Source organism: Pseudoalteromonas ardens (genome assembly GCF_030125445.1).
Lineage (GTDB): Bacteria > Pseudomonadota > Gammaproteobacteria > Enterobacterales > Alteromonadaceae > Pseudoalteromonas > Pseudoalteromonas ardens.
In genome coordinates this window covers 573,943-600,094 of sequence record NZ_JASJUV010000001.1, presented here as the reverse complement: position 1 = coordinate 600,094, position 26,152 = coordinate 573,943, and the positions used below count along the sequence as shown (strand labels likewise).

Below are 26,152 nucleotides of genomic sequence, written 5' to 3'. Positions count from 1 at the left end.
AATGAAAGACAGTTTTTTTCGTTCTATGACCTGGCTCCATACCTGGGTCGGATTACTTTTTTGCTGGCTGTTGTGGCTGGTGTTTTTTGCAGGCACGTTAAGCTTTTTCCGCCAGGAAATTACATTGTGGAGCAAGCCAGAACTGCACCCCCACAGCATTGAAGTTCAGAGCTCACAACAAGCGCTACTGGATTACGGCTTTGAACGCCTGAACACAGAAGCGCCTGACGCAGCAAGGTGGTGGATTAGTCTACCGTCTGAGCGCAACTCGCTACTGCGCGTCTCGCACCTGCCCTATGCGGAGCCAGGCGAAAAAGCCAGTTGGGTCAACCATAACTTAGCGGCCGATAGCAAAGAACCTGTAACACCGAGAGAATCAAAAGGCGGGAGCTTTTTTTATCGTTTGCATTTTGACTTACATTATATGGACCGTACGACAGCGCGCTGGATAGTGTGTCTGGCGAGCCTGTTTATGCTGGTTGCGCTGGTTTCAGGCATTGTGATCCACAAACGTATTTTCAAGGATATGTTCCAGTTCAGGGCAGGCAAGGGCAGCCGCAGTTGGCTGGATGGACATAACCTAAGCTCAGTGCTGGCTTTGCCATTTCATCTGATGATCACCTACACCGGACTGATCACGCTTATTTTTACGCTTTTCCCGTATCCGGCGCAAACGGTGTATGACGATGGGGTAAAAGAATTCAGAAAAGAGTTCTATCCGGAACGACAGCGTCCTCAGCTCAGCAACCAGACACTGACCGCTCCCGCTTTTGCACAGTCGTTAGATCACTTTTTTACTAACTGGCCAGAACAACCCATTTCGCGCATCATCATAGATCACCCTCGGGATGCAGCGGCAATAATGAAGATTTACGGTGCTAACCGCAGTGAAATAAAAGACGAGCAAGCAGTCTGGCTGTATTCAGGCCAAACAGGTGAACTACTGAACACTGTGCACCTCGAAGACAGCACTGCAGCGCAATTATATGGCGGTATGATTGCCATGCATACCGGACGTCTGGCCTCTCCTGGCTTGCGATGGTTGTACTTTCTGTGTGGCCTGGCAGGCTGCGCTATGATTGCCAGTGGTTGCGTTATGTGGGCTAAACGGATCCGAGAACGTCAAAAACCCACTCAGCCAGCCAGCTTTGGCCTTAAACTGGTCGAATCGCTTAACCTGGCAGCCATCATGGGTCTGCCACTAGCTACAGCGGCATTCTTCTACGCCAATCGACTACTGCCTGTCAGCAATAGTGGCCGTGCCGATCAGGAAGTGCTTGCATTTTTCCTGACCTGGGCTGCGACAATGCTGTTTGCCGCTAAGTGGCGAAATGCCCAAGGCTGGCGTACCCTGGCACTCGCCAATGCCTTTGTCTGGCTCATGCTGCCGCTGTGCAATGCACTTACAACACAGGGGAATTTAGCCCGTTACATTAGCAGTGGTCAGTGGTCACTGGCCATGTTCGATATACTGGCTCTGTTAGCCGCAGCGGTGTTCTTCTGGCAAAGTAAAAAACTTCAGTTTGCCCGACAGGCTCGGCCGCAACGTGCCCGCAGGGAGCGTGCTGCATGATGTACCTGATTGCAACCTTACTGTGCCTGTCCAGCTTTACGGCCTTTGCGCTGGCTAAAACACCGCACTATAAAGCGGTATTTGGGACAAGACCCGACCAGATTCAGAGTAAACGATATCTGCTTGCAGCCTGGATCATGCTTTTACTAACTCTGGCTGTCGATATTAGCCAGGCCGTTGGTTACGGCAGTCTGATGTTCTGCGGCCAGATGGCCCTCGCCGTTTTACTGCTGGCAGTCGTACTGTCCTTCCGGCCTAGCTGGGTGAGATCATTATTTTACCTACTCCCTGCAACCACACTCATCGCGGTTGTGCTTGCCTCTATATAAGAGTCAGGGGCTGAGCCAGATTCAGCCCCTTTTAAATCTATAGATCAAACACATAGATTCGACAACTCGGTATATTTCCCAACCTATTGGAGCAAAAATTTACCAACTTGCTTAAAAATCCCACTCGTATTTCTCTCACCCACTTCAGATTCACCCGGCTCTTAGTAAAAAACCTGCTCTGTGTGACGCTGTGTACTTCAAGCGTTAGTAAAATGATGATCTCTGACCCAAAATAGCGCTTCTCAGTTGGTAAAATTACGATCTGAAGACAAAATCACTTAGTAAATTACTGATCTCAAGACGGTTCACTTTATCAAGTAGTTAGTAAAATGATGATCTATGACTACCATAAACTTGATTTACTCGCCAATTGAGCACCTAAATATAGCCACAACTGCCAACAATACCGACCCTGTGGTCAGAAACCTGCCAAAATGCCTTTACTGTTAGTAAATTCGTGATCTGAGCAGGGGTAAGTTAGTAATACTTTGATCTGGATGACGATAACGTTAGTTAATGCGTGATCCAGTAGAATACTCCAGTTAGTAAAATAACGATCTGAAGACTGACAGGCATAACAGATACCAGCCATACTGGCTGAGTTAGTAAAAACCGGATCTCATTGTACAGATCCAATTCTCGGGAATGTCCGTTTAATAAAGGCAATAAATTAGAGTAATCAGCGCAGGGGAAAGCAAATGATCATACTGATTGTAGGCGGATCAGGCGGCATAGGGCGTGCACTGGTTAATCGCTATGCCAGTGAGCAACCCGAAGCCCAGATATACGCGACCTACCGAACCTCCAGACCCGATACAACACCGCAAAACGTCCAATGGTTCCACCTCGATGTAAGCCAGGAAGATAACGTCAGAGCATTGGCTGCGCAACTGCCTAAGGTCGATGTGCTCATTAATGCCACCGGACTGCTGCACACGCCCGACAAGCTCCCAGAGAAGTCTATTCAGGAGTTTGACCCTGACTTTTTTAACGACAATCTCAAAGCCAATACGCTACCAACGCTGTTATTGGCCAAGCACTTTGCAAAAGCACTGAAAGCAAAACGCCCGACTTACTTCGTTGCTCTGTCAGCCCGGATCGGAAGCATTTCAGATAATCAGCTGGGTGGATGGATCAGTTACCGCAGTGCCAAAGCGGCGCTGAACATGGCGCTCAAAACCATCAGTATTGAATGGCGTTATAAACTACCTAATTGCTGCGTACTGGCTTTCCACCCCGGTACAACCGATACCGCTTTATCAGTGCCTTTTCAGAAAAATGTGCCGCCCGGAAAGCTTTTTTCTGCCGATTTCGTGGCACAGAGCCTGACTGATCTAATACAGAGCAAACAGGCATCAGACAGCGGAGGGTTTTATAGCTATGATGGTTCTGCGATTACCTGGTAACAGATCACTCAGGTTTAAACGGGCCGTGCATCTGCACGTATCCGCTCAGCCCGATATGTACAGCGATATAACGATCGAAGGGTCCAATCTTATACAAATAATAACGCATGCCGTCAGGCGCCAATGCATTGCCCACAACACACACTTGTTCGTGCTTCACTTTATACATTTTGTTTGTTTTTGTTCCTTCAAATGTAGGGCTACCGACCTGCTCATGGACAAATCGCTTTTCAGCGCCGGAGCAGTCTGCAAAATCAGCCGAGCCCTCAAAGGAGGCAAGTAACCCATAAATAGCAAAAATCTCATGTTTAATCGCAAATCACATGCTTGTTGGTTAAAAGACCCATAGAATTAAATGAAAACTATTATCATTAGAGGCTTATATGCATATTTCCGCACGCGTTATCGCAAGCGTTATACTGCTCACCACCGTGTTGTTATACAGCCACACGGGCGCAGCGCAAACCACACAAGTTGAGGTTTATACACCCAGTGCAACAAAGCAACCCAGGGTGATGACCCTCAGCGGCTCTGTAGAAGCCAGACACCATGCACAACTGGCCAGCCAGGAGTCTGGGCTGGTGCAAACTTTGCTCGTTGACGTGGGTGACAACGTCACTCAGGGCGAGCCACTGTTAAAACTGGATGCCACACTGGCCGAACTGAACCTGGCGCAGGCACGAGCTGGGGCACAGGCGGCAAAAATATCGGTTCAGGAAGCACAGCGATTACTCGATGAAGTGGAAGCCCTTTCCAAAAAGCAAAGTGTCGCACAAACGCTGATTGGCGAGCGCACCGCCACACTGGCCAATGCCAAAGCAGAACAAATCAAGCAACAGGCTCTGGTGGCGCTGGCCCAGGAAAGACTCAATCGTCACACCCTGTATGCCCCCTTTACAGGCGTGATTGGACAACGCTCTGTGGACATGGGCGAATGGGTCACTCCGGGCAATCAGCTGTTTACTCTGGTCGCAGAATCGGACTTACGAATTGTGGTTAATGTGCCACAGGAGTACTTCCCGCTGTTGCGCTCAACGCCTAACCTTCCGGTTATGGTCACGCCCGATATTAACGCAGCTAAGCCCATCAAGGCAGAGGTAAGCCGCATTGTAGCCGTCACGGATCCGTCCAGCAGAACCTTTACGGCACATATAGATTTGACCGATACCATGGCGGTCCATGCTCAATTTACCCCAGGCATGTCGGCCCAGGCAGATCTGTTGCTAAACGCACAAGACGGTGCGGTCTGGATCCCTAAAAAGGCCGTAAAGCAACATCCGGATGGCGGCAGCAGCGTGTTTATTGCCGACAACAACACAGCCAAACGAAAAATGGTCACTATCACGGATTCACGACCAGACTATGTTGCAGTAACCGGCCTGACAGGTAATGAGTCAGTAATCACCACAGGCATTGAGCTGTTAAAAGAAGGCACACAACTGCAAATCAGCGCCAGGGCAGGTAACCTACAATGATAGAATCAGCGGTAAAACGCGGCACTTTGGTGGCCGTGGTGGTGCTGATCACCACCATTTTGGGCCTGGTTTCAGCGCTCAACATTCCCGTGCAGATGATCCCGGACCTGGAAGTCAGAACGATTACAGTACAAACGGGCTGGCCTGGTGCAACACCACAAGATGTGGAAAAAGAGATCCTGATAGAGCAGGAGCGCTATCTGCGCAGTTTACCGAACCTGCAACGCATGATCTCGTTTGCCGAAATGGGCGAAGCCACCATAGAGCTGGAGTTCCCCTTTGGTGTTGAGGTTAACGACGCCCTTATTCGGGTAAACAATGCGCTCAGCCAGGTACCCGCCTATCCGGAAAACGTCGACCAGCCTAGGCTATTTTCCAGCTCCTTTTCCAGCAATGCCTTTATGTTCTTCCTGCTCAAGCCACAACCAGGTAACCCATTACAGTTAGACATGGACCTACTGCGGGACTACGCAGAGGACTATATTCGGCCTCGAATGGAAAGTGTCACAGGCGTCTCCGAAGTGCGCATTGGTGGCGGTGCACAACGGCAGATCCAGATTAAGGTTGATGCGGCACGTCTTGCACAGCGTGGTATAAGCCTGAGCGATGTCAGAACCGTGATCCGCGACCGTAACCGGGATACCTCAGGCGGTGACATAGAAAGTGGTGAAAGCCGCTATCTGCTGCGAGTAATTGGCCGTTTTGAGCAACTCAGTGAACTGGAAAACCTCATCATTAAACGCGACGGCAACGCCAATGTATTGCTTAAAGATGTTGCCAATGTAACGCTGGATCACTTCGAAACCCGAGGTGTGTCTTATTCAAATGGCGAGCGTACTTTACGCTTGTCGGTACGTCGCGAAAGCGGCTCAAATGTGCTCGACATCAAAGAGCAGATGCTCCCGGTGGTTGAAGAAATTAACCAACAATTACTGGCACAAAACGGGCTGGAGCTGACCTTGCTTAGCGACGATGTACGCTACGTGAAAAGCTCACTTGAAAACGTCTGGACCAACCTGGCGTTAGGTGCACTGCTGGCTACTCTGGTCATGTACTTCTTCCTGCGCTCAGGACGGGCAACCCTGGTTGGTGTAATGGGGATCCCACTGTGTACCATCGCCGCGTTTTTTGCCCTGATGAGCTTTGGCCGAACCATTAATGTAATCTCTCTGGCTGGGGTTGCCTTTGCCATCGGGATGACAGTAGACAACACCATTGTAGTGTTAGAGTCTATCGTTCAGGCCAAACGTGAAGGGATCAGCCGACGCGTAGCCGCCATTAATGGCGTAAAAGAAGTCTGGCCTGCGGTATTGGCATCAACCGCAACCACAGTGCTGGTATTCGCGCCTATTTTATTTGTGCAACAAGAAGCCGGTCAGCTCTACTCTGACATTGCGATTGCCATTTCAGGTGCCATCATAGCTTCCATGCTTGTCGCTATTTTTGTGGTGCCGGTCGCGCTGGCGAATTTTGGCAAAAAGCAAGACCTGGAAGAAAAACGTCAGGTTGAACTGGGCAGCTACTGGTTGAAATTGTCGCAGCTGTTTACCCGCAGCACCACCCAGGCACGCATTGCCAGTGCCGCTTTCATTATCGTGATCATGGGCCTGGCAACCACGTTAATGCCTGCCGCCGAATACTTGCCAGAAGGAGAGGAGCCTAAAGCCTTCTCTATGATGATAGCGCCGCCCAATTATAACCTGACCGAAATGGAAAAAATTGGTACTGAACTGCGCGCCTATTTTGATGACTATGTGCAGGCAGACAGCAGTGATTTTCTGGCGGGTAATACAGACATGCCACCGCTTGAATACTACGCCATGTCAGTATCGGTTGGACGGATCTGGTTCTTAAGTGCACCGGTAGAGCCGGAACACATTAATCAGATGATGAGTGCCATCACAGACAAGTTCAGAAGCTACGAGGGCATGCGCGCTTTCTCGGCCAGAGGGTCTATCATTTCCAGCAATGACGGCGGTACACGGGCCGTGGCTGTGGATATTGCCGGTGCAAATATCACAGACTTGTACAGCGCCGCAGAAGCAGTATATGCAGAAGCAGACAAGCTGTTCGACAAGCCACAAATTAACTCAGACCCCAGATCACTGACGCTCGACCAGCCGCTGATAGAGATCCAGCCGCGCTGGGCACGCCTGGCAGAACTGGAGCTCGATAACCGCGACTTTGGTTATGCGGTAGCCGCAATGAGTGATGGTGCGTATGTTGATGAGTTCATCCTCAATGATGACAAAGTTGACATGTTCCTGTTCAGTGGCGCTGGCAATCGCCAAACCATAGAGCAACTATCGACAACACCGATCATCACGCCTAACGGACAAGTACTGCCGCTTAACGCGCTGGCCGATCTGGTAGAAAGTAAAAACAGTAATTCGGTGCGTCGCGTTGATGGCAACCGAACCGTCACTGTTTACATCATTCCACCGAGAGACGTCGCGCTGGAAACAGCCGAGCAAATAGTGCGTCAGCAACTGTTACCTAACCTCTGGCAACAGGGCAAGATTGCTCAGGGCATTAAGGTTAACATCAGTGGCGCAGCGGACCAGCTGGAAGCAACCAAGACGTCGCTCTCTGGCAACTTTGTCATTGCGCTGGTGCTGAGCTACCTGCTGCTTGTGGCTATTTTCACACACTGGCGCTATCCACTGTTTATTCTGGCCACTGTGCCTCTGGGTATGGCCGGGGGATTGTTAGGGTTAGTGACCGTTAACGGCATCAATAGCACCTTGTCGGCAATGGGCCTCAGTGCCTTCCACCAGCCATTTGACATGATCACTATGCTGGGCTTTTTGATCTTACTGGGTACTGTGGTGAACAACCCAATCCTGATTGTCGATCAGACCCGACGCTACGTCATGGAACAGGGACTGAAGGTCAAAGAAGCAGTTCAGCAGGCTGTTGCAAAACGTCTGAGGCCGATACTGATGTCAACCACCACCACCATCTTTGGTCTTGCGCCTCTGGTGCTTATACCGGGTGAGGGTACCGAGCTGTATCGTGGCGTAGGTATTATCGTACTCAGTGGTATTCTGGTTTCAACGCTACTCAGCCTGACCTTTTTGCCGGCACTTCTGGTGGCGGTGATGAAGGATGAAAAGCCAGCCTAAAAACATCTTAGCCCGAAGCGCAATGCTTCGGGCTTTGTTTAATCAGCAACAAAAATAGTCCCCTGCAAATACAACACCCCAAACCCGGATACCAAAACTCGCTCGCCTGCTACCTGACAATGTAATACTCCTCCACGCTGCGAGGCCTGATAGGCCACCAATTCATCACGACCCAATATCGCTGCCCAGTAAGGAGCCAGCCCTGCATGAATGGAACCGGTAACGGGATCTTCATCGCCGCCATTGGCAGGCCAAAAATAGCGAGAAATGAAGTCATAATTGTCAGCTCGTGCCGTTGCTACCACGTCCAGCGGAGCCAGCTGTTTGAGTAAATCACTATGGTATGTCAATTGCGCTACCGAAGCGGCTTTGTCGAACACAGCAAAGTACGCCTGACGATTTTTAAGCACCTGTGCAGGCTGCTCAGACAAACCTTCCAGCAACGCAGCTGGCACTTGATCGACTGGCTCAGGCTGCTGGTTCGGAAAGCTCATTTCTATTCGCTGATCCGGCAACTGATTAACAGTTAAAGGGCCCACCTCGCGGGTCAGGAAGGTGATCTCACCCTGGGCACCTAAATGATTAAAAATCACAAACGACGCAGCGAGTGTTGCATGACCACAAAAAGCGATTTCTGTCAGCGGAGAAAACCATCGGATCTCAAAGTGATGACCTGATTCGGTCTCAACAGAGCGAATGAAAGCGGTTTCAGAGAGGTTATTTTCAGCAGCGATCTGCTGCATTGTGCTGTCTTCCGGCCATAGGTTAACAGGGACTACGGCGGCCGAATTGCCCTTGAATTGAGCCTGGGTAAAGGCATCTACTATGTATATGTCATACTTCATCATGCTTCCTTAACAAGGAGCATACTGACACTCAAATGGCCGCGCCAGCACACTCAATTAAATCACTTCACTGTGACTCATAGTAAACACAATGGAGTAGGAAACAATCACTTTTGTTGTCGGGTTACCAACCAAACCAGGCCGATGATTGCCGTCATTGCGAAGCCCGACAGCAAGAAGGGATCAATAATAAGGGTATCATTGAACTCAAACTTACCTGATGAAATCGATTTCCAGCCCATAAAATGCTGATTCGCAGCAACAACAGCGCCAAAAAAGCCCATGACCATAGCCGCATACTTACCCATCCAATGACGCCCGGCACCGGTGAACAACATCAAACCAAGCAGACCAATCACGGTACGTTGCACACGGCAATAAGGGCAGACATAAACCATGCCCATTAGCTCAACTGTCCAGGCAAGGATAGAGACTCCAATCGCAGCGAGGCCCAGCCACTTGGCATGGCGAGTATAGGTTTCTAACTCAAATAACATACATTTACCTTTCTTAATCAACGAGCTATTTGGATTATAGCCAACAGCTCATACTGCACAATTAAGATATAATATCACATATTCATTAAAGGTATAAATAAGATGATTAGGGAATAAGAAGGGTAACATACAATAGATAAGTGGCCTGAACAGCCACTTCAGGGCTGACTTATTGCTGACGAGACCGCAGAGTAAGCAGCGCAATCATCAATACCAGCGCGAACACGTCTATCTGAACTGCATTCAAAGAAAACGCGCCGGAGTGTCCAGTCAGGCGGACAGTGGAAGAAAATAAAATACCAAAAGACAGTTCAAAGTCTTTCAACCAGGTAAAACCAATTTGAATTCCCCCAAGCCCCGTGTACTTGTAATTAAGTACGCCAAAAGAGAAACTGACAATCTGTAGCCCCTGATTCAGTATCGATAACCAATACCACTTTGCCTGCTCTTTAACCGCCGTATAACCCGCAGCAGCACTGAGCAAAATAAAAGGCACACTAATAAGAGACAGCCATGAACTAAGGGGTCCGAATATCAGCCCGACGGTCATCACAAATGCGGCCAGCAGCTGTATATATCCTATGACTTTCACACGCCTTTCAGTAGTGTGGGGTGATTTTTTTGCTTGCTGTTGCTCGTGCAATTCTGCTTCCCCCCGACGAGTATCTATCTCGGCGAGCAGGGCTGAATAGCGCTCTGAGTCAGGCGTGATTTGTTGCAGCGCTTCGTGAAGTTCAGCCTGAGTATACTGAGAGTAATCCACTTTTATCATTGTTATATAACCCAAAAAGATACGACATTGGATGATTGCGCGAGTGTACGCTATTTACTCGGGTTCAGCAGCAAGTATTGTTCACCACTCCAGCAGCAACTAGCGGCACCGGGTCGACATAGGATGACCATCGACATATTGGATCAAATCCCATAAATTGCCATAGAGATCTTCAAACACAGCGACGATGCCATAGTCCTGCGTAGCGGGCTCACGCACAAAGTGTATCCCTTTGGCTTTCATCCATTCATAATCCCGCCAAAAGTCATCGGTACTTAAAAACAAAAACACTCGACCGCCAGCCTGATCACCGATAAAGGGTTTTTGTCGGGGCTTAGAAGCTTTTGCCAACAATAAAGCCACCCCACGAGAATTCGGGGGAGCCACTACGACCCAGCGTTTATCCTGCTCTGCCTGATAGGTATCTTCTATCAACTCAAACCCAAGTTTACCCACATAAAAGTCGAGCGCTTCGTCGTAGTCGTTAACCACCAGCGCAACGTGCGCAATGTTCTGTTTCATAGTGACCCTTAAGCTTATTGGTGGGGCTGAAACTTCTTGGTCATTCCCTGGCTCTTTGGTGCAACCAGTCTGTACCCCAGTTTTTCATAAAATACCGGTTCATCGGCAATCATAGACACATAAGACCCGGGCAATGCCACAGACGACAAATACGCATCGATCGATTCCATCACACGACGACCCAGCCCTTGCCCCTGATAAGCAGGATCCACGGCAACATCAACCACCTCAAAATTACAGGCACCATCACCGACTACCCGGCCCATCGCAATCAACTTTTCACCCTCGCGGATCGACACCCCATACAGTGTATTAGGTAAGCCAATTTCAGCTGCTTCCAGAGACTTTGGCGAGAGCCCGGCTTTAACGCGCATATCGCAATATTCCTGGGCAGAGGGTACTTGTTTTATTAATTCTAGCATCGTATTAGTCTCCTATTTAGATACATAGTAAACCACAGAACACTGTACATAAAAACAGTTAAACGAAAATAAATGTTACAATATAGCAAAAACAAAGTCGGTCATACTGAACGTGCGCCAGCACCTTCTTAGATTGCGTCAACCCCCTTTACATTAGGTAATTCAGAATATTTAACGTTGCACACTATCTGTTACATCGGCACACTATGGTGTTGGATATAACACTAATAAAAAAACAATTTTCTGCTCAAGGATCCTGATAATGAAAACAATAATTCCAAAACTCACAGGCTTACTCGGTGGCGCCATCAGCATGTGCTTAAGTGCACAATTCAGCTATGCAGCTGAAACACAGGTCATGTCATCCGATGCATTACTACTTACTCAGGTTCAGGTTGTCGATGTCGAACAACAAGAGATCCGCCGCAGTGCTTTGCTGATTGAACAAGGTAAAATAGCCGCTGAATACCCAGCGCCTCCGGCCAATTTTAAAGGGCGGACACTCAATCTGAATAACCGCTGGCTTATCCCGGGGCTGGTCGATATGCATGTTCATGCGTTTGGCAACCGAGCTCCTCACGCCAAATCAGACTTTGCAGGAACTGAAAAAATCTCCCAGCGCGCGCTGTATGCAGGTGTAACCGGGTTTGTAGACTTGTTTGGCGATGAGCAAGATCTGATAGCCGTACGAGAAAAGCAAAGAGCAGGCACCTTTTTTGGTGCTGACATCTACAGCAGTTTATCTTGTCTGACTGCACCAAAAGGTCATTGCACAGAATACGGTCTGGAAACGCGCACTATGTCGACCCCAGAAGAGGCAGTCGCTCAGGTGCAAGATCTGGCCAAAGCCAAACCCGACGTGATTAAAGTCGTTTACCAACCCAGTGACGATCAGCCCTCGATTGATAAAGCCACTTTTGCTGCCATCGTCCAGCAAAGCAACAAACTCGGGATCAAAACCATCGTCCACCTTAAAACCTGGCAGGAAGTTCTCGATGCCATCGACGTAGGCGCCACAGCGTTCACACACATGCCCGGCACGCCGATCCCGGCAGGACTGGCAGATAAAATTGCCGCGGCAAAAATGGTGGTGATCCCAACCATGACAGTGCATACCGATCTAACAGACTTTCTGTTCGACAAGGCAGTGATCGCCTCTGAGCTGCTTCAGGCTATGACCACCCCAGCCATCATTGCAGGCTACCAGAGCGAAGAAACAATGAAGAGGTGGGGAGACAGAGAAGCAAAGTGGCGTAAGCAGGATGCGCAAAGAACCGCCAACCTGGCCGAACTAATTAAAGCTGGCGTCACTATTTTAAACGGAACAGATGCTGGTAATTACGGCACCATTCAGGGTTATTCAGTGCACAGAGAAATGCTTAAACTGACCCAGGCGGGCATGTCGAACTGGCAAACGCTGGCAGCGACAACCACACAGGCAGGTACCTTTTTGGGAATAGACAACAGTCTAAAACCAGGGGCTCAGGCAAGCTTTGTGATACTGGATGCCTCACCGATTGAAAATATTCAGAACACCCAAAAAATACATGCGGTGATCCATCAGGGCAAAGTCGTAGACCGAGTTCAGGCACTTAAAAACGGATTTTAATCCCAGGTGCCGCTTCAATGATGCGGCGCCTTTCATCAACAGGTAATCTTTTAATGCGTCGTACACATATTGGCCTGCTTGCAGGCCTTTGCCTTTCTATTTGTACTGTGGTGTTTTACCCAAAAGAGCACAATAGCGCCGAAAACATCAAGATTTCAGAGCCCATTGTCGAACAGGTTCAGCCCCCGGACCTGACGAATACAATTGTCAGCACAACACGCCACCAACCTGAGCAGCAACAGGTGCCGGCCGAGTCGGCTGAAGCACTGTTTAAACAAGCCATGCAAATACGCCTGTGTCGCAACGTACCGCGTACCGACAAAGCGTTCAACCAATGGCTCGAACAGGCGTTATCTCGCGACGAAGTACACGAGATAATCGAAACCATGAAAGCCAGATATCAGCGCTGTCTGAGCAACACCAACCGTGATGAGAACTATGTAGAGAAGTTGATTCACGCAGCCCAAATGGGCTCAGATAAAGCGGCCGACACACTCTGGCTACTTGCACCGGCCGAAGTACATCAGGCACTGAATTTCAGTACACTCACCAGAGACGAACAAGTCGCTCAGATGAAAGCATTCACCGCGCAAAAATATCAGGTGACTGAGCAAGTCGCTTTGCTAGGCGGGGAGAAAGCCACCTTACAGTTGATCCGAGGCTATCAACATCTGGACCCTGACACAGGCGGACAAAACTATATTCAGGCGCTGGCATACAGTCATTACTTTTTGCAAACCCGCCAGGATAGCGAGGTATATAGTCGCGTTGAGTGGACAAGGCGACATCTGGAACAGCGTATGACACTCGATGAAATTACACAGGCACAACAACTGGCCAGTGAGTTACAGCATCGCGAATGAGATCATTGAGCCATTAGGTTTGTCTATCACACACATTGATGACTTCTATTTTATTAATTTAGCTGGCTTTTTTAAAGTTGGGAAAACTAACAAAACAGGAGTTCACACAATGAAGCAGACAATCAAATACACCTTGCGCACGCTGACATTAACCGCCTTGACCTTAGTATCTTATGCGCATGCAGATGCGGGCGACTGGATAAAACGCAGTGGCGATTTTGCAACTTTACAAAAAGACACCAATACAGCCGAACTATTTGTTGTCTACCCACAACTACATGATCGCAACTGCGGGATTGGTATCGCACTAAACAGTCGTAACAGCTACACCAGCAATTATCAGATTTTGGCCGATAACCTGATAATAGATAATTACTTTCCTGACAGTAATGGCTCCACAGAACTTGCTTTGGGCACGCAAACACGCGCCGGGATGACTTACACATTTGATCTGACAACATACTATTACGGCACCGTTGTCACAATACGTACGAAAGGGGGCGAGACCTTTGGCGAACTGTTTGAAAAGCTGTCAAATAACCCGGACGTACACGCCATCGTGAGCGCCATTGATTGCGATCAATTATAAAAAACCCGCACAGCAACAATCAGCTTTCTAACAGCCGTTTTATTTCACGATGCAACTGCACGCTCACAGCATGGTTTTGCTTATCTGCCCGGTAGATAAAACACAGTTCATCCTGAACAGGCTTGATCTTTGAATTGTAAGTTGCCAGAGGCGCAGGTGCGCGTCTGGCAACTCGCTCAGGTAAGATACCTAAACCCAACCCGTTAGCCACTAACGTAGAGATCACTTCAAGGTTATTCGATGCAATCATTTGCTGGGAAAAGTCACTAGTAGACGACAACAATTGCTGTGTTTGCTTCAGGTTAGGATCGCAATACAAAGGTAACGTCTGTTGCTCAGTGCAATCAACGGATTCAGCGCACCAAATGGTGACGTTATCAAACAACAAGCTTTGAATCACCAGCTCTGGGTGTCTGACTGGGTTAATCACCAGTGCAAAGTCAATTTCATTACTGATCACTTGTTCTGTGACTTTTCTCGACAAGTCATGAACCAGATTGAATACCATACAGGGAAACTTCGTTTTCAAAGGTCCCAGTATATGGGGCAAAGTATATAATGCGACCGAAGGGTGGCACCCCAATGTGAATGTGCCTGCCATTTCACTGTTTGCCTGGCAGACATTCGACTTCAATTTTGCCCAATCCGTCATGAAGCGCAGCCCCTGTGCTTGTAACACTTCACCCGCTTTGGTCAGAACCACACCATTTTTATGCCGAACCAGCAAATCGGTGCCAAAACTCTGCTCAAGCCGTTTCATCGCAGCACTCACGCTGGGCTGGGTGATCCCCAGGCGCTCAGACGCACGAGACAAGTTTCTCGTACTGGCAACTTCAATAAAGTAGCGTATATCCTCAAAATTCGGCGTATGGGGCATAGCTCATAGTCAACAAGTCATCATTCACAGATAAAAGTTAACACATTTTTTACCAATGTACCCAACTTGGTTTGCTCCGTCAGACAAAGATCGACAATAAAGACACCACCGTATACTGACCGCATAATTTGTACATTTTTGCATGGCAGGATTATTATCCAGCTCCTTCAACGAATAAAGAGGTGTTCATGAAACCCGGTTTGACTGTTTCTGCATTAACGTTAGCCTTGCTACAGGCCTATTCAGCACAGGTTGCTGCTGACACAGCAGGTGCCGACCAGATTGAAAAAATCACGGTCACATCAACCCGTACAGCCAGAGCAAATACCGATCTAGCGCTGAGTGTGGGTCAGGTATCCGAACAAACCATTGCTGACGATAATGCACAACATATCTCAGAGTCATTGCAAACCATACCGGGCGTTTTGATCAATCAGTTATCAGGCGGACAAGGACACAACGCAGCCGTGCGTATGCCGATAAACTTTGACGGCTATACCTTGTATTTGCAGGATAATATTCCGCTGCAATCTGCAGCCTTTTATACCCATAATGCATTATGGTGGACCACCAGTAACATTGGTCTGTCACGCCTCGAAGTACTACGAGGTGCAGGTACCAGTTTGCATGGCGCAGGTGCCGTTGCTGCAACCGTCAACGTATTATCTAAGCCTGTAACAGCTAACAAAAATTCACTCGGCCTCACACTGGGTGAGCATGGCTATTCACGCATTAACGGCAGCACCACCTGGCTGGACGACAACCAGGGTGGATTGCGCGTATCGGCGGCCTATCTGGATAATGACGGTTGGCGAGACCACAACGCTGTTGAAAAAGCCGAGCTGGACGTACGCCATGAATATCAGCTGGACGACAAGCAAAGCCTGACCACCTCATTGATTGCCTCATCACTTGATCAGCAGATCCTGACCACACTGAGCATTGAGCAATTTGAACAGGATCCATCTCAGTCTGGTCTGCCTGACGAGGTGATCGCTTTAGATCCCCGCAGAACCACAGATTATGTGCGCCTCAGCACTGAATATCTGTATGAGGACAGAAACCTGAGCGTGTCCCTTATCCCTTACGCGCGTCACCGCACATTGGAACACCTTGCCACCTGGCAACCCAATATGCCGGTAGAAGAAACAGAAGTCACTACATTCGGCTTGCTGGCTCTGGCCAGCTGGTCTCACCAAAACAGTGCTCAGACAACCGTAGGCGTTGATTTGGAGCATACTTCCGGAGACACCTATTCATTTCAGCCCACCACCCGGATCACTACCGGGCGTGGTGCCGCAACTTACCCACAAGGGCATGTGTTCTACGACGACACCACCACCTTCAAAAGCGTGTCACCTTACATCCAGCACCTGGGCTATATTACTGACGCACTTAGCTATACCCTGGGCGCACGTTTTGACCACAGTGAATACGAGTTTGACAATGCACTGCCAAAATACAAAGACGATGGCTTTGGCAATCGCTCCATTGCCTCACGTAAAGATACCTTTAGTCACCTCAGCCCTAAGCTGAGCCTGAATTACTTGCTAAACGATCAGTCCAGTGTCTACGCGCGCTTCGCCAATGCAATTCGATTACCTACCGCACCTGAAATGTACCATCTCAAAAGTCGCCAAAGCAGTGCGCAACTGGGAAGTTTGAAAGAAGAAACATCCGATACCTATGAACTAGGCTACAAGGCGAATCTGGATGCTCTGTCGATTGAACTTGCGTATTACCTGATGGATGTAGACGACGCCATTGTCACAGCATTCAGCGATCTGGGCGCCTCATACCGGGTCAACGCATCCAGTGTCAGACATCAGGGCTTTGAGCTTGGGCTGAACTACCAGTTTAACCGCGCATTTTCTGCTGCGTTGGCCTACAGCCAGTCCGACCATGAGTTCCGTCACTACATTCGCGATGAAGGACGAGTTCACCGCGAAACAGGCGAATCAATGGAGCAAGATTTGTCGGGTAACAGCCTGCACATGGCGCCGGAATATGTTGCCAACTTCAGGCTCAACTACACCAGCCAGGCCATCAAGGGACTCAGGCTCACCGCTGAAGCCAAAAGTATCGGCGACTATTACCTGAGCGTAGAAAACACCGATACTTACTCGGGCTATACCGTGTTTAACCTCAAAGCCAACTACCGGCTCAACAAGCGCGTGAAACTCCACGCCCGGATAGCAAACCTCACCGACAAAACCTATGCGCTGCAAAACGAAGAGCGCTTTGGCAGAACCCGTATCCAACCCGGCATGCCACGTACGGCGTACGTCGGCATCAGCTATGACTTCTAGCTACAGGTACACGGCACCCGCCTGCACCCTGATGTTACTCACATCAGGGCCGCTCGCGGCAGAGCACGTTAAATTTGAGGCAGGTTCATACAGAAATAAATTAGCATTGTATTACGATCACCAAACGTTGAGCCTGAGTAAAATCGACTCAGGCAAAACCACACCGGTGTGTGAAAAACGCATTTCCGCTGAAACACTCAGCCACACATTGGCCTTTTTCAAATCGCTGGATGTTCAGAGCTGGCAGCCCCGTTACTTTAGCGAGGGGCTCATGGATGGCAGTACATTCACCCTTGATATTCAGATCGCCAACATCAGTGTCAAAAGTGCGGGTCATAGTCACCTTGCACCAGCCGGGTATAACAAAATCACCCGATATTTTAATCAAGTGCTCATCGTCAATAGTTGCCCGGCAATCCAGTAAATCCGCAGCCTTGCTACCACAGCTCCCTGATCAGGCTGATTTTACCTTCTTTAAAACCAAATACGGCCAGCCTAGGTTCTTGCCGTTGCCAGCTGCCATCAGCCTGGTTGAAACCATAAGCATACTCTACAGCAACGTGATTTTTACCCGGAATAGTTCGTAGTACCCGGATCTCACGGTTGGTTGCACTATCGTACCGGCCACTTTCATGGTTACGTAAGAATGCGCGTCGCCAGGCGGGTTTATCAAAATTAGCCAGATATTCCACATGCTCGTATTTAACCTCGTCGTGCATCAGACCAATCAGAGCATCAATATCCGCAACCGTTGAACCTTTATAAGAAACAGTATCCAGCGCATCAAAGTACTGGTTTACTTTGCTCAGCTGGCAATCGGCTGTGCAGTCTGCTTTCGCCATTACTCCCACTGAAAGCAAACTTAAAAAGGCACTGGCCATTATTGTTCTTGTTGTTTTCATTCTATTTCCTTCATTTTACAGGGACAACTATCACACATAATTCAGTTAACCGAGTCAGGAGGTCATTGGCTTCTGGTCTAAATGTTCAAATCAAAGCTAATCCCCCTCACTCGATTGTTCATAGCCGTCAGTTACCGATAGAGGTTTACCCAGCTGTTCATTGTATACTTGCTTAGCAACACTTAGTCCCGCCAGATATCCTATGCTGGCAGACAGTAACAAGTGATACGTTGCTACACACAGCAGGCCGATAGCCAGCGCCAAAATAAGCGGGAGTCGTTCAGCCATAATAAACATCATAATTTTTGTGTTTTTCTTTCCATAGACACTCTCCTTTAACTACATATCATGCTTATTGCCACAATTACCTTAGCATATGTGCACCAGCCTCTTTATCGGCTTGTCGTTTGTATTGTACTTACTTGTGACATTTCAACGTACTAGACTGGATATACGCCTGGGCTTAAACACTTTAAAATTAGATAGTTACCATATGCCAATCAAGGTTTATACAATTTCAGCCATTCATCATTGATTACATTTTTTTATTGTAATTGAGCTATGCTTGTGCGAATTTGAAGCTTAAATAGATGCACTACTATATTCAAATTGACTTCTGTAAAGGCAGCGAAAATGGCTAAATACTCAAAAGAAAAAAGACACAATTCGGGCAATGGCGAAGCCCTTGGTGCAGGCATTGCAATCGGCGTCGCGCTGGGTGTCGCGTTTGATAATATAGGTCTGGGGCTGGCTTTTGGCGTCTTGTTTGGTGCCATACTTAAACAACAACGCCAAAAGCAGAAAGACTAACTCAATTATCTGTTATTGATGTTAATTGGTGCTACACACCTCCAATACCGCAAGAAATATCAAAAAACACCGCATTCAACCCTATACACTGGCTTCAATATCAATTCCTGGAGCTAATCATGAAGATCACCAAATCAATCATCATTAATAAATCGGCTGAGCAAGTTTGGGAGTTAGTCGCCCATCAATTTGACAAAGCACATCTATGGATGGGCCCAATACCCCACTCTGAGGCGCTCGGTAAAGGCAGCAGCCGCTTAGGCGCCCCAATGGAAGGGCGCGTTTGCAATTTAAGTGACAATCCAAATGGTGCGAAAGTCAAAGAGGTCATTACCGAATTCAGTGAAACAGACAAGATTATCGCTTTTGATGTGCTGCCCGTTAATAACCCAGCCATTGTGCCTATCCGGCAGAACCACGTTATGATGTCAGTGCAGCCGGTTGGTAAAAACCAAAGCAAGGTGATCTGGACTGCCTCGCCACAGCTTAAATGGTTTGCCTATCTGTTTTACCCGCTACTTCGGCTGGTGTTTCCCGTCGCCTTTGGCAAACTATTAACAGGGTTAAAACGGTACGCGGAAAATAACCTTGTTCAATCAGCACCGGTCAGCGTGTGAATACACCCATTAAGATAAAAGAGGACTATGGGATGGATCGTTTTTTTAAAAGTATCGACTACATTGAAGCGCATTTGCATGACAAAATCAGTGTGCATGAAATCGCAGCGGCATCCCACTATTCAACATATCACTACAGTAGGATTTTCAAAGCATTGGTAGGCGACACCCCAAAAGAGTATCTTCGCAAACGCAGGTTAACCTTAGCTGCAAAACGACTATTAACTGAGGATGTGAGCATATTAACCCTGGCCATGGACTGTCAGTTTGATTCTCAAGAAGCATTTACTCGGGCATTTAAGGCACTTTTTGATATGACACCCGCACAATATCGAAAAATAAACGAGCCATTTCGTTTGTTGTATAAAAAGCCATTTAGCCCTGACGATCTGGCATTTTTGCAAAACAACATCAGTATGGAACCCGAGATCATTGAACAACCTGCGATGAAAATCGTGGGGATTGCCAATGTATACGAAGATGGAGATCTCAGCTTGCCTAAGCTTTGGTCAGGTTTTCGCCCCTATCGTGACAAAATCCCCAATCGGATAGGCGATCACTTTTTCGGTATCTATGAAAACTATCAGGAAGACGGTGACGTCACTCGATTTGTTTATATTTGCTCAGCCCAGGTTGAAAATTTTGATGACGTGCCGGATGGCCTGATCACACGAGAACTGGCAGCACAAACTTATGCCAGATTTACACATACAGGACCCATTTCAAATTTAGAAGAAACCCTAAGGTATATTTGGGGAAGCTGGCTGCCAAAAAGCCGCTATGAGTACGCTGACAAGCCTGATTTCGAGTTATTACCAGGCGGCTTTAATGACGCGGACCCCAACAATAAAGTGTACCTAAATATCCCTGTAACACTAAAAGCCTGAACTATCAGGCTTTTTTTATGAGCCGATAACGCACATTCAATACCGCAAGAAATATCAAAAGCAGCCAGCCGCTATACGCTAATCTGACCTCATAAACTCAATACCCGAATTTAGAAAGAGGCACATTATGATCACCCGCGTATTAATCACTGGCGCAAATGCAGGCTTAGGTAAAGAAGCAGCAAAGCAGATTGCTGCGTATCCGGACATTGAAAAGATCTACCTGGGATGTCGCAACCGTGACAAAGCTGAAGCAGCTAAGATGGCACTGGAACAACAGACGGGCAAGCATATATTTGAGATTATCCAACTCGATGTCAGCGATTTAAGTTCGGTGCGTTCCGCCGTGCAACAGCTACCAGAAAGTATTGATGCACTGATCATGAATGCCGGAGGCACGGGCGGTAAACAGTTTAACAAACTGAATAAACAGGGCGTCACCGAGATATTTGCTGTTAACCTGCTGGGGCACAGTGTACTGACAGAAGAGCTAATTAAGGCGCAGAAGCTTACTCAGGTTGCGCTCTATGCAGGCTCAGAAGCCGCCCGGGGCGTGAAGGAAATGGGCATGAAACGTCCAGAGCTAAACACCTCATCAGTCGAGGAGTTTGCCGCTATCTGTGACGGGTCGTTCTATGGCTCCACCACAGATGCGACCATACCTTACGGACCAATCAAATATATGGGGGCATTATGGATGTCGGCAATGGCCAGACGCCATCCACAGCTGAAATTCATCACCATGAGCCCAGGAGCAACAACGGGCACTGACGGCTTTAACTCTCTTTCATTTATAAAACAATATGTTATGAAGAGTATGATGCAGGTTATGCTGTGGCTTGGCAAAGTCCATAAAGTTGAAGAGGGTGCGAAGCGCTATCTGACCGGGTTGTTTGATGAAGAGTTAAAAAGTGGCACATTTTACGCCAGTCAGAAAGGGTTAACGGGCCCTATCGGGGATCAGGCGGAGCTATTTAAAGACCTGAACAATCAGCAGTATCAGGACAACGCCTACCAGGCAATTCAACGCTTTGTATAGCACCAGGTACACAGCGGCGCTCTGAACAAGTGATTTGCTTCAGCCACGGGGATGAAGCAATTTTGCCCAGAGCAAAGACTCACCTCAAGATGAGTATGGATTAGTAACTATTGGCTACCAACGAGTGTCTACACTCACCCAGGCAATAGTGCAACCCTGAGAGTTTTCGTGAACACGAGCCTGCACTTTCTTATTGGCTGCCAGCGCGTAAATCAGAGTTGAGTACATTTGGTTTTTGTTTTTTGCGTCAGGTCTTAAAGTAAAGTAAACACCACTTTGCGGTGTACATTTTGCCAACTTTTCATCTGCCGGAAATCCCACGTAGATGTTGCCATTTTCACTGGTATAAAGTGTTTCAATGACACTTGTACAGCCTATACTGCTACAGGTATTAGCCTGTGCGCCTAAAGAAGCCAGAGCTAAAGCGGCTGATAAAGCGAGCTTTTTCATTATAATAATCCTTATTTAATACGTGCTAAATAAATAGTAAAACCCTGTACGGGCATAATTTTTAGTTATTGCTATTCAAAGTAATATTGTAACAACATTATCGGTACAATGTGACCATGCAGGGCAGTTTATTCAGAGTTTTCCCACAGGCATACCACGGAGCGGCTTATTAACGACTCTGTCTCTCAGATCTTAATAAGTAGTAAAAGTTTCGCTAAAACGACCCATTTATCTTGCGCAAAGACCGCGCTAAGCACGACTTTGCACGACATACCCATGAAAAGCGCTAAGTGAGCGGGGACGATTAAGGTACGAGTGGCAATACTTCCCTGTAGGGGGCTCCCGGCTTTTCATCCATGAAAAGCGTTCGCAGCGCGGGGGCGCCGAGCCTGCGATGATAATTAATCATCGGTCGCATAAGGTACGAGTTGAAATACGTCCCTGTAGGGGGCTTCCGGCTTTTCATCCATGAAAAGCGCTAAGTGAGCTGCGACGATTATCAATCGTCGTTCTCACTTAGCCCAATCAAGTTGCATGTCCCATTGGTGTTGGTTTTCCTTTTTCAACGGGGCCTGGGAGTCATCTACTTGCTGCAGTACATTACTTGCTTCAACCAGCGTTGCATCGCGGCCGAACAGGTAGCTTTGCTCTTCCACTATGGTTTTGTAGGCTTTGTTGAGTGCCAGTGCGCGCTCTTTTGACGGGGTGATCAACTCGTACAGATTATCTGTCGACTCCACTTTTTCTTTGTCGACCGTGCCATCTGCTTTGAACCACTTTTGCAGCATTTCGCTGTTCTGGCGGAATTCGTCGCCACCACCAACGCGATTCATATAAGTCAGGAACTCGCCGAGTGTTTCGCCTTTGTTGGGGACATCTTTCATTTCTTTGAGGTTGATATAGCCCCAACCACGTGCGCCTTCTACTTTGCGTGCAAACGAGAAGGTCTGGTCGTAAGTTGAGCCGATGGTTTTGTGACAGCCATTACAAAATGCCAGTTCCTGCTTATGCTGTGGTCTCAGATTACCTTGCTTGTCCTCTATATAGCCATTAATAGTCCAGCCAAAGGTATTATTAATTCCTCTATCACCCAGGTACAAGGTTTGTGGCAGGTTCTCAAACTCTTTTTCTTTTGCTTCGCGATAATATGAAGAGTTCAGTGATTGCCGGGTCTTAAATTTGTGCTTTTTCATATAACGTAGTTCTTTCATACGTGGCGCATTGTAAATACCGCCATGTTCGTCCACACCAATATAACGAACGGTATGCAAAAACTCGGTCTCCTGAGGGTAAAGCATATACGCCAGCTCATCTGTGGCATCCCCTACATAATGTGTTTGCTTGGTAATTTCATTGATTTCAGTGAGCTGATTGTCACCATTTAAATCCTTACCAATACGCTGCTCTGAGATTGTGGGTGTTGATATCTTATCCAGACCTTTAAGCGTCAGCTCAACCAGGCTCAAATTAGCCAGATACACATCTTGATTATAGACACCGGCTTTTGAGCGAAACGCTTCGGGCAAACGGATCATCACATCGCCCGTGGAGCCGTTGGTGGGCCAAAACGTCGATGGGAAGGGCTTGTAGTTAAACGCCACCCAGCCGCTGCCATCTCTGGCAAAGCCCATCTCATCAAAGGCTTTTTCCGGATAGGCCAGATTTTCTAGCGGGGTTATCTCACCATGCCATTGTTCATCTTTTTTCAGCTTTTCGATAAGCGGGGTATAATTATCCTGATTGATCCACGCCATGATCTCTTTATCTGGCACATCTGCAATCAAGTCAGTCCTGTCAACAAAAAGATTTTTCCAGTGGTTTTTCAGGCCCAGATCAGAGAATTCATAGACCCCCTGCAAATGGCCATCGCGCATCGCATTCGGTCTTTCTGGCTCTTCTTTATAAGATTGATGGCAGGCATAACAGGGATTATTTACACCATCGGTTTTAGTGTAACACTGAGGAGGGATCACCGACTCCGGGTTATAGACCTCATCGTGTTCCATGTAAGCGGTTGCCGGTATGTCTTCGCCTGGCTTGTAAGGTGCCGTCGAGCCGTCTGCCTGCGCAACGATCAATTCAGCGGCTTGATTATATTGTTTTGATTCTTCGCAGCCGGTTAGGGCCAGGCCAGTGAGTACCGCCAGGCCGATTACGTGGTATTTCATTTTTATGACGCCCATTTTTAGATAAAAAAATGCGGTGCCACAAACGGGCACCGCAGAGTTAGTTATTACTTAGATTTTGGATCGTACAACCACAAGGTGTTGTTTTCCTGAATACCATCTTCACCGATGATAATGCGGCCATCCTGCATAACAATCACGTTATCAGGCTGAGATAGCTGATTCACATCACACTTTTCTGCACCTGTCAGGCTTGAACGATATGTACCACCCATTACAACAGGCTCAATGCGAGTCAGGTTGTAGTTATTATCGATGTGTGCACGGTAAACACCACCACAGTCTTTAACACGGGCAGAAAGCTGAATATCGCCCTCACCATCGATCATGGTCTTGTCAATGTCGGCAACACCGATATACATATAGGCTTGCTCTACAACTTCGCCAGGCACTTTGTCTTGGCCAGTGACCGCTTCTACTACCCGGTCGTAGTTGATGCTGATCCCTTCCAGTTTGCGCCACTCGGCTGTTGCGCCTAGCTGTCTGGCCGCCTGGCGAGATTCTAGGAATGCAGCACGATTATCCATTGGCTTGCCCGCCGTAACCAGACCACCACCTTGCTCCAGTGTTGGATAAGTTTCAGCACCTTCTGCCCAGGCTTTTACGTCAGCAACAGATAGGTAGCTTGTCTGGTCTTTAACAAAGTCTTCAGTGTTGATTTCATCATACTCAGCAACCCAGGCTTCAATTTCTGCGTTGGTACCAGATGCAATTTCAACCCATGTAACATCAAAACCAGTCACAGCTGGATCATTCAGGCCTTTGTCCTGCGTCAGCTTAGCGCCGTAAAGCGTACCAGAACTTAGATCTCGAGGCTGGTCAGCAACAAATTTGAACAACACACCACCGGTGTCGTCCTGAGAGGAATAAACTGTACGTTCATCCGGCATAACCACTGAATTTTCATGCTCATAACGACCAATAGTGAAGTGCTTCACCACATCTGGCTTATCAGATAGCGGGTTTTGAACTTCAGCAATATAACCGTAGCGATAAGGGTTAGGAAACTCAGGCGCAAGCAACTCTTTTAAGTTATCGACACTTGTGAAATCAGGGTCATTCCACTCGGCATGCTGAGTCGTATCAACATCTGATCTTACGATCCACTCTTCAGACGTCAACGGAGTGCCCCAAGGAGAAACAGATCCAAAGCAGTTTGCAGCAGTGCCTTTCACCGCATCAAAGTCAAGCATCATAGCTTCCTTAATGCTCCAGACACCTGCATCACTCTTGCTCATTTTAAGACGGCTCATACCACCCGGGTATGATTCCCAGTTGGTAAACAAGTAACCTGTATTTTCTTCGTCAGCACTAGGAATAAAACCATTGAAGTCTGGGTTATCATTTTCAATGATCTTATCGCCAGAAGTAATGCCGTAGTGCACGCCTAAGCCGCCTGCCAGGCCTTTTTCACCCAAATCCGCATACACATCTCCCGTCTGGCCCAGGATCTGATACTGACCAACCGCTGTCATAACCGTTTGCATTTCAAAATCTGTTGCAGGGACCGGCGAACTAACGATATTGCTAGGTAATTCGTTAAAGTTAATACCTGTCAATACACCCACAGTACCGGCAGCAAATGGACGCTTATTGCTTTCATCAAAAAGCGTATTTGAATCATCCGGATGCTGTACGTTGAAGAACAAATCACCTTGTTCTGTCAGAAACAAGCCTGTTACTTCAGCGCCTGCTGGTACAGTGGCAATTCGGATAAGACCTTTTGTACCAGCGCTTCCATGAAGGCCATCACTACCTGCAGCACCTTCCGTGCCATCAGCACCATCAGCACCATCTGTACCATCTTTACCGCTCGTACCGTTAGTACCATCTTTACCGTTAGTGCCATCTGTACCGTTAGTACCGTTAGTACCGTTAGTACCATCTTTACCGTTAGTACCGCTAGTGCCTTGCTCACCCTGAACACCTTGCTCGCCCTGAGGGCCTTGTTTACCATCATCACCATCACAGGCAGTCAATGCCACTGTGACGGCAGCGGCGATCAACGAATATGCTATGCGCTTCATTAGTTACTCCGAGTTAGTTGC

At 48.0% G+C, this 26,152-nt stretch carries 26 protein-coding genes; 14 read left to right on the top strand and 12 right to left on the bottom strand.

Annotation, left to right across the window (positions count from 1 at the left end):
- The first annotated feature begins 1 nt into the window (after position 1).
- From QNM19_RS02275 to QNM19_RS02265, 3 genes are all read left to right on the top strand, one after another.
- A complete protein-coding gene (locus QNM19_RS02275; RefSeq protein WP_049865594.1) occupies positions 2 to 1,573 on the top strand; it encodes a PepSY-associated TM helix domain-containing protein in 1,572 nt (523 codons plus the stop codon).
- Positions 1,570 to 1,902: a DUF3325 domain-containing protein gene (locus tag QNM19_RS02270; RefSeq protein ID WP_049865593.1), complete on the top strand. Its 333-nt coding sequence runs from the start codon at positions 1,570 to 1,572 to the stop codon at positions 1,900 to 1,902. The genes QNM19_RS02275 and QNM19_RS02270 overlap by 4 nt, the downstream gene beginning before the upstream one ends.
- Before the next feature lie 698 nt (positions 1,903 to 2,600).
- A complete protein-coding gene (locus tag QNM19_RS02265; protein WP_049865592.1) occupies positions 2,601 to 3,308 on the top strand; it encodes an SDR family NAD(P)-dependent oxidoreductase in 708 nt (235 codons plus the stop codon).
- 4 nt (positions 3,309 to 3,312) lie between these two features.
- On the opposite strand, the gene QNM19_RS02260 is transcribed toward QNM19_RS02265, so the two are convergent.
- Positions 3,313 to 3,477 carry a hypothetical protein gene (locus QNM19_RS02260; RefSeq protein WP_156202387.1) on the bottom strand — a complete coding sequence of 55 codons (165 nt, stop codon included), beginning with the start codon at positions 3,475 to 3,477 and terminating at the stop codon, positions 3,313 to 3,315.
- Positions 3,478 to 3,691: 214 nt separating this feature from the next.
- Between QNM19_RS02260 and QNM19_RS02255 the strand changes: the two genes are divergently transcribed.
- Positions 3,692 to 4,783, top strand: coding sequence for an efflux RND transporter periplasmic adaptor subunit (locus QNM19_RS02255; RefSeq protein ID WP_049865591.1), 1,092 nt, complete (start codon positions 3,692 to 3,694; stop codon positions 4,781 to 4,783).
- Complete coding sequence (locus QNM19_RS02250; protein WP_284026261.1) at positions 4,780 to 7,908, top strand: efflux RND transporter permease subunit; 3,129 nt, start codon at positions 4,780 to 4,782, stop codon at positions 7,906 to 7,908. Before QNM19_RS02255 ends, QNM19_RS02250 begins: the two co-directional genes overlap by 4 nt.
- 38 nt (positions 7,909 to 7,946) lie before the next feature.
- Here the strand turns inward: QNM19_RS02250 and QNM19_RS02245 are convergent, their stop codons facing one another.
- The 5 genes from QNM19_RS02245 to QNM19_RS02225 all read right to left on the bottom strand — a co-directional run bounded on the left by QNM19_RS02245 (position 7,947) and on the right by QNM19_RS02225 (position 10,966).
- Positions 7,947 to 8,753: a PhzF family phenazine biosynthesis protein gene (locus tag QNM19_RS02245; protein WP_284026260.1), complete on the bottom strand. Its 807-nt coding sequence runs from the start codon at positions 8,751 to 8,753 to the stop codon at positions 7,947 to 7,949.
- Between the two features lie 107 nt (positions 8,754 to 8,860).
- A complete protein-coding gene (locus QNM19_RS02240) occupies positions 8,861 to 9,250 on the bottom strand; it encodes a disulfide bond formation protein B (RefSeq protein ID WP_049866433.1) in 390 nt (129 codons plus the stop codon).
- Positions 9,251 to 9,419: 169 nt separating this feature from the next.
- Entirely contained in the window at positions 9,420 to 10,022 is a 603-nt protein-coding gene (locus tag QNM19_RS02235) for a hypothetical protein (protein ID WP_049866434.1), read from the bottom strand.
- A 99-nt stretch (positions 10,023 to 10,121) separates the two neighbouring features.
- Complete coding sequence (locus QNM19_RS02230; protein WP_049866435.1) at positions 10,122 to 10,544, bottom strand: VOC family protein; 423 nt, start codon at positions 10,542 to 10,544, stop codon at positions 10,122 to 10,124.
- A 14-nt stretch (positions 10,545 to 10,558) separates the two neighbouring features.
- Positions 10,559 to 10,966 carry a GNAT family N-acetyltransferase gene (locus QNM19_RS02225; RefSeq protein WP_049866436.1) on the bottom strand — a complete coding sequence of 136 codons (408 nt, stop codon included), beginning with the start codon at positions 10,964 to 10,966 and terminating at the stop codon, positions 10,559 to 10,561.
- 262 nt (positions 10,967 to 11,228) lie between these two features.
- Between QNM19_RS02225 and QNM19_RS02220 the strand changes: the two genes are divergently transcribed.
- From QNM19_RS02220 to QNM19_RS02210, 3 genes are all read left to right on the top strand, one after another.
- Positions 11,229 to 12,575, top strand: coding sequence for an amidohydrolase family protein (locus QNM19_RS02220; protein ID WP_284026259.1), 1,347 nt, complete (start codon positions 11,229 to 11,231; stop codon positions 12,573 to 12,575).
- Positions 12,576 to 12,628: 53 nt separating this feature from the next.
- Positions 12,629 to 13,438 (top strand): hypothetical protein, encoded by an 810-nt coding sequence (locus QNM19_RS02215; RefSeq protein ID WP_049866030.1) that lies wholly within the window; start codon positions 12,629 to 12,631, stop codon positions 13,436 to 13,438.
- Positions 13,439 to 13,547: 109 nt separating this feature from the next.
- A complete protein-coding gene (locus QNM19_RS02210; RefSeq protein WP_156202443.1) occupies positions 13,548 to 14,027 on the top strand; it encodes a hypothetical protein in 480 nt (159 codons plus the stop codon).
- A 19-nt stretch (positions 14,028 to 14,046) separates the two neighbouring features.
- Here the strand turns inward: QNM19_RS02210 and QNM19_RS02205 are convergent, their stop codons facing one another.
- Positions 14,047 to 14,904, bottom strand: coding sequence for a LysR family transcriptional regulator (locus tag QNM19_RS02205; protein ID WP_049866032.1), 858 nt, complete (start codon positions 14,902 to 14,904; stop codon positions 14,047 to 14,049).
- A gap of 188 nt (positions 14,905 to 15,092) precedes the next feature.
- Here QNM19_RS02205 and QNM19_RS02200 point away from each other — a divergent pair, with 188 nt between their 5' ends.
- Positions 15,093 to 17,213, top strand: coding sequence for a TonB-dependent receptor (locus tag QNM19_RS02200; protein WP_049866033.1), 2,121 nt, complete (start codon positions 15,093 to 15,095; stop codon positions 17,211 to 17,213).
- Entirely contained in the window at positions 17,203 to 17,637 is a 435-nt protein-coding gene (locus tag QNM19_RS02195) for a hypothetical protein (protein ID WP_156202444.1), read from the top strand. Before QNM19_RS02200 ends, QNM19_RS02195 begins: the two co-directional genes overlap by 11 nt.
- A 13-nt stretch (positions 17,638 to 17,650) precedes the next feature.
- Here the strand turns inward: QNM19_RS02195 and QNM19_RS02190 are convergent, their stop codons facing one another.
- Positions 17,651 to 18,115: a nuclear transport factor 2-like protein gene (locus tag QNM19_RS02190; RefSeq protein ID WP_049866035.1), complete on the bottom strand. Its 465-nt coding sequence runs from the start codon at positions 18,113 to 18,115 to the stop codon at positions 17,651 to 17,653.
- Between the two features lie 96 nt (positions 18,116 to 18,211).
- On the bottom strand, positions 18,212 to 18,403 hold the full coding sequence (locus tag QNM19_RS02185) for a hypothetical protein (RefSeq protein ID WP_284026258.1): 192 nt from the start codon (positions 18,401 to 18,403) through the stop codon (positions 18,212 to 18,214).
- Positions 18,404 to 18,748: 345 nt separating this feature from the next.
- On the opposite strand from QNM19_RS02185, the gene QNM19_RS02180 reads away from it, so the two are divergent.
- From QNM19_RS02180 to QNM19_RS02165, 4 genes are all read left to right on the top strand, one after another.
- On the top strand, positions 18,749 to 18,925 hold the full coding sequence (locus QNM19_RS02180; protein ID WP_284026257.1) for a glycine zipper domain-containing protein: 177 nt from the start codon (positions 18,749 to 18,751) through the stop codon (positions 18,923 to 18,925).
- A gap of 119 nt (positions 18,926 to 19,044) precedes the next feature.
- A complete protein-coding gene (locus QNM19_RS02175; RefSeq protein ID WP_049866038.1) occupies positions 19,045 to 19,542 on the top strand; it encodes an SRPBCC family protein in 498 nt (165 codons plus the stop codon).
- Between the two features lie 32 nt (positions 19,543 to 19,574).
- On the top strand, positions 19,575 to 20,429 hold the full coding sequence (locus QNM19_RS02170; protein WP_049866039.1) for an AraC family transcriptional regulator: 855 nt from the start codon (positions 19,575 to 19,577) through the stop codon (positions 20,427 to 20,429).
- Positions 20,430 to 20,556: 127 nt separating this feature from the next.
- Positions 20,557 to 21,468 carry an SDR family NAD(P)-dependent oxidoreductase gene (locus QNM19_RS02165; RefSeq protein WP_049866040.1) on the top strand — a complete coding sequence of 304 codons (912 nt, stop codon included), beginning with the start codon at positions 20,557 to 20,559 and terminating at the stop codon, positions 21,466 to 21,468.
- Between the two features lie 114 nt (positions 21,469 to 21,582).
- Here the strand turns inward: QNM19_RS02165 and QNM19_RS02160 are convergent, their stop codons facing one another.
- The 3 genes from QNM19_RS02160 to QNM19_RS02150 form a co-directional block, all read right to left on the bottom strand.
- A complete protein-coding gene (locus tag QNM19_RS02160; protein WP_284026256.1) occupies positions 21,583 to 21,918 on the bottom strand; it encodes a hypothetical protein in 336 nt (111 codons plus the stop codon).
- 512 nt (positions 21,919 to 22,430) lie between these two features.
- Positions 22,431 to 24,086 carry a hypothetical protein gene (locus QNM19_RS02155; RefSeq protein WP_284026255.1) on the bottom strand — a complete coding sequence of 552 codons (1,656 nt, stop codon included), beginning with the start codon at positions 24,084 to 24,086 and terminating at the stop codon, positions 22,431 to 22,433.
- Positions 24,087 to 24,151: 65 nt separating this feature from the next.
- A complete protein-coding gene (locus QNM19_RS02150; protein WP_049866501.1) occupies positions 24,152 to 26,131 on the bottom strand; it encodes an alkaline phosphatase PhoX in 1,980 nt (659 codons plus the stop codon).
- Positions 26,132 to 26,152 lie beyond the last annotated feature (21 nt).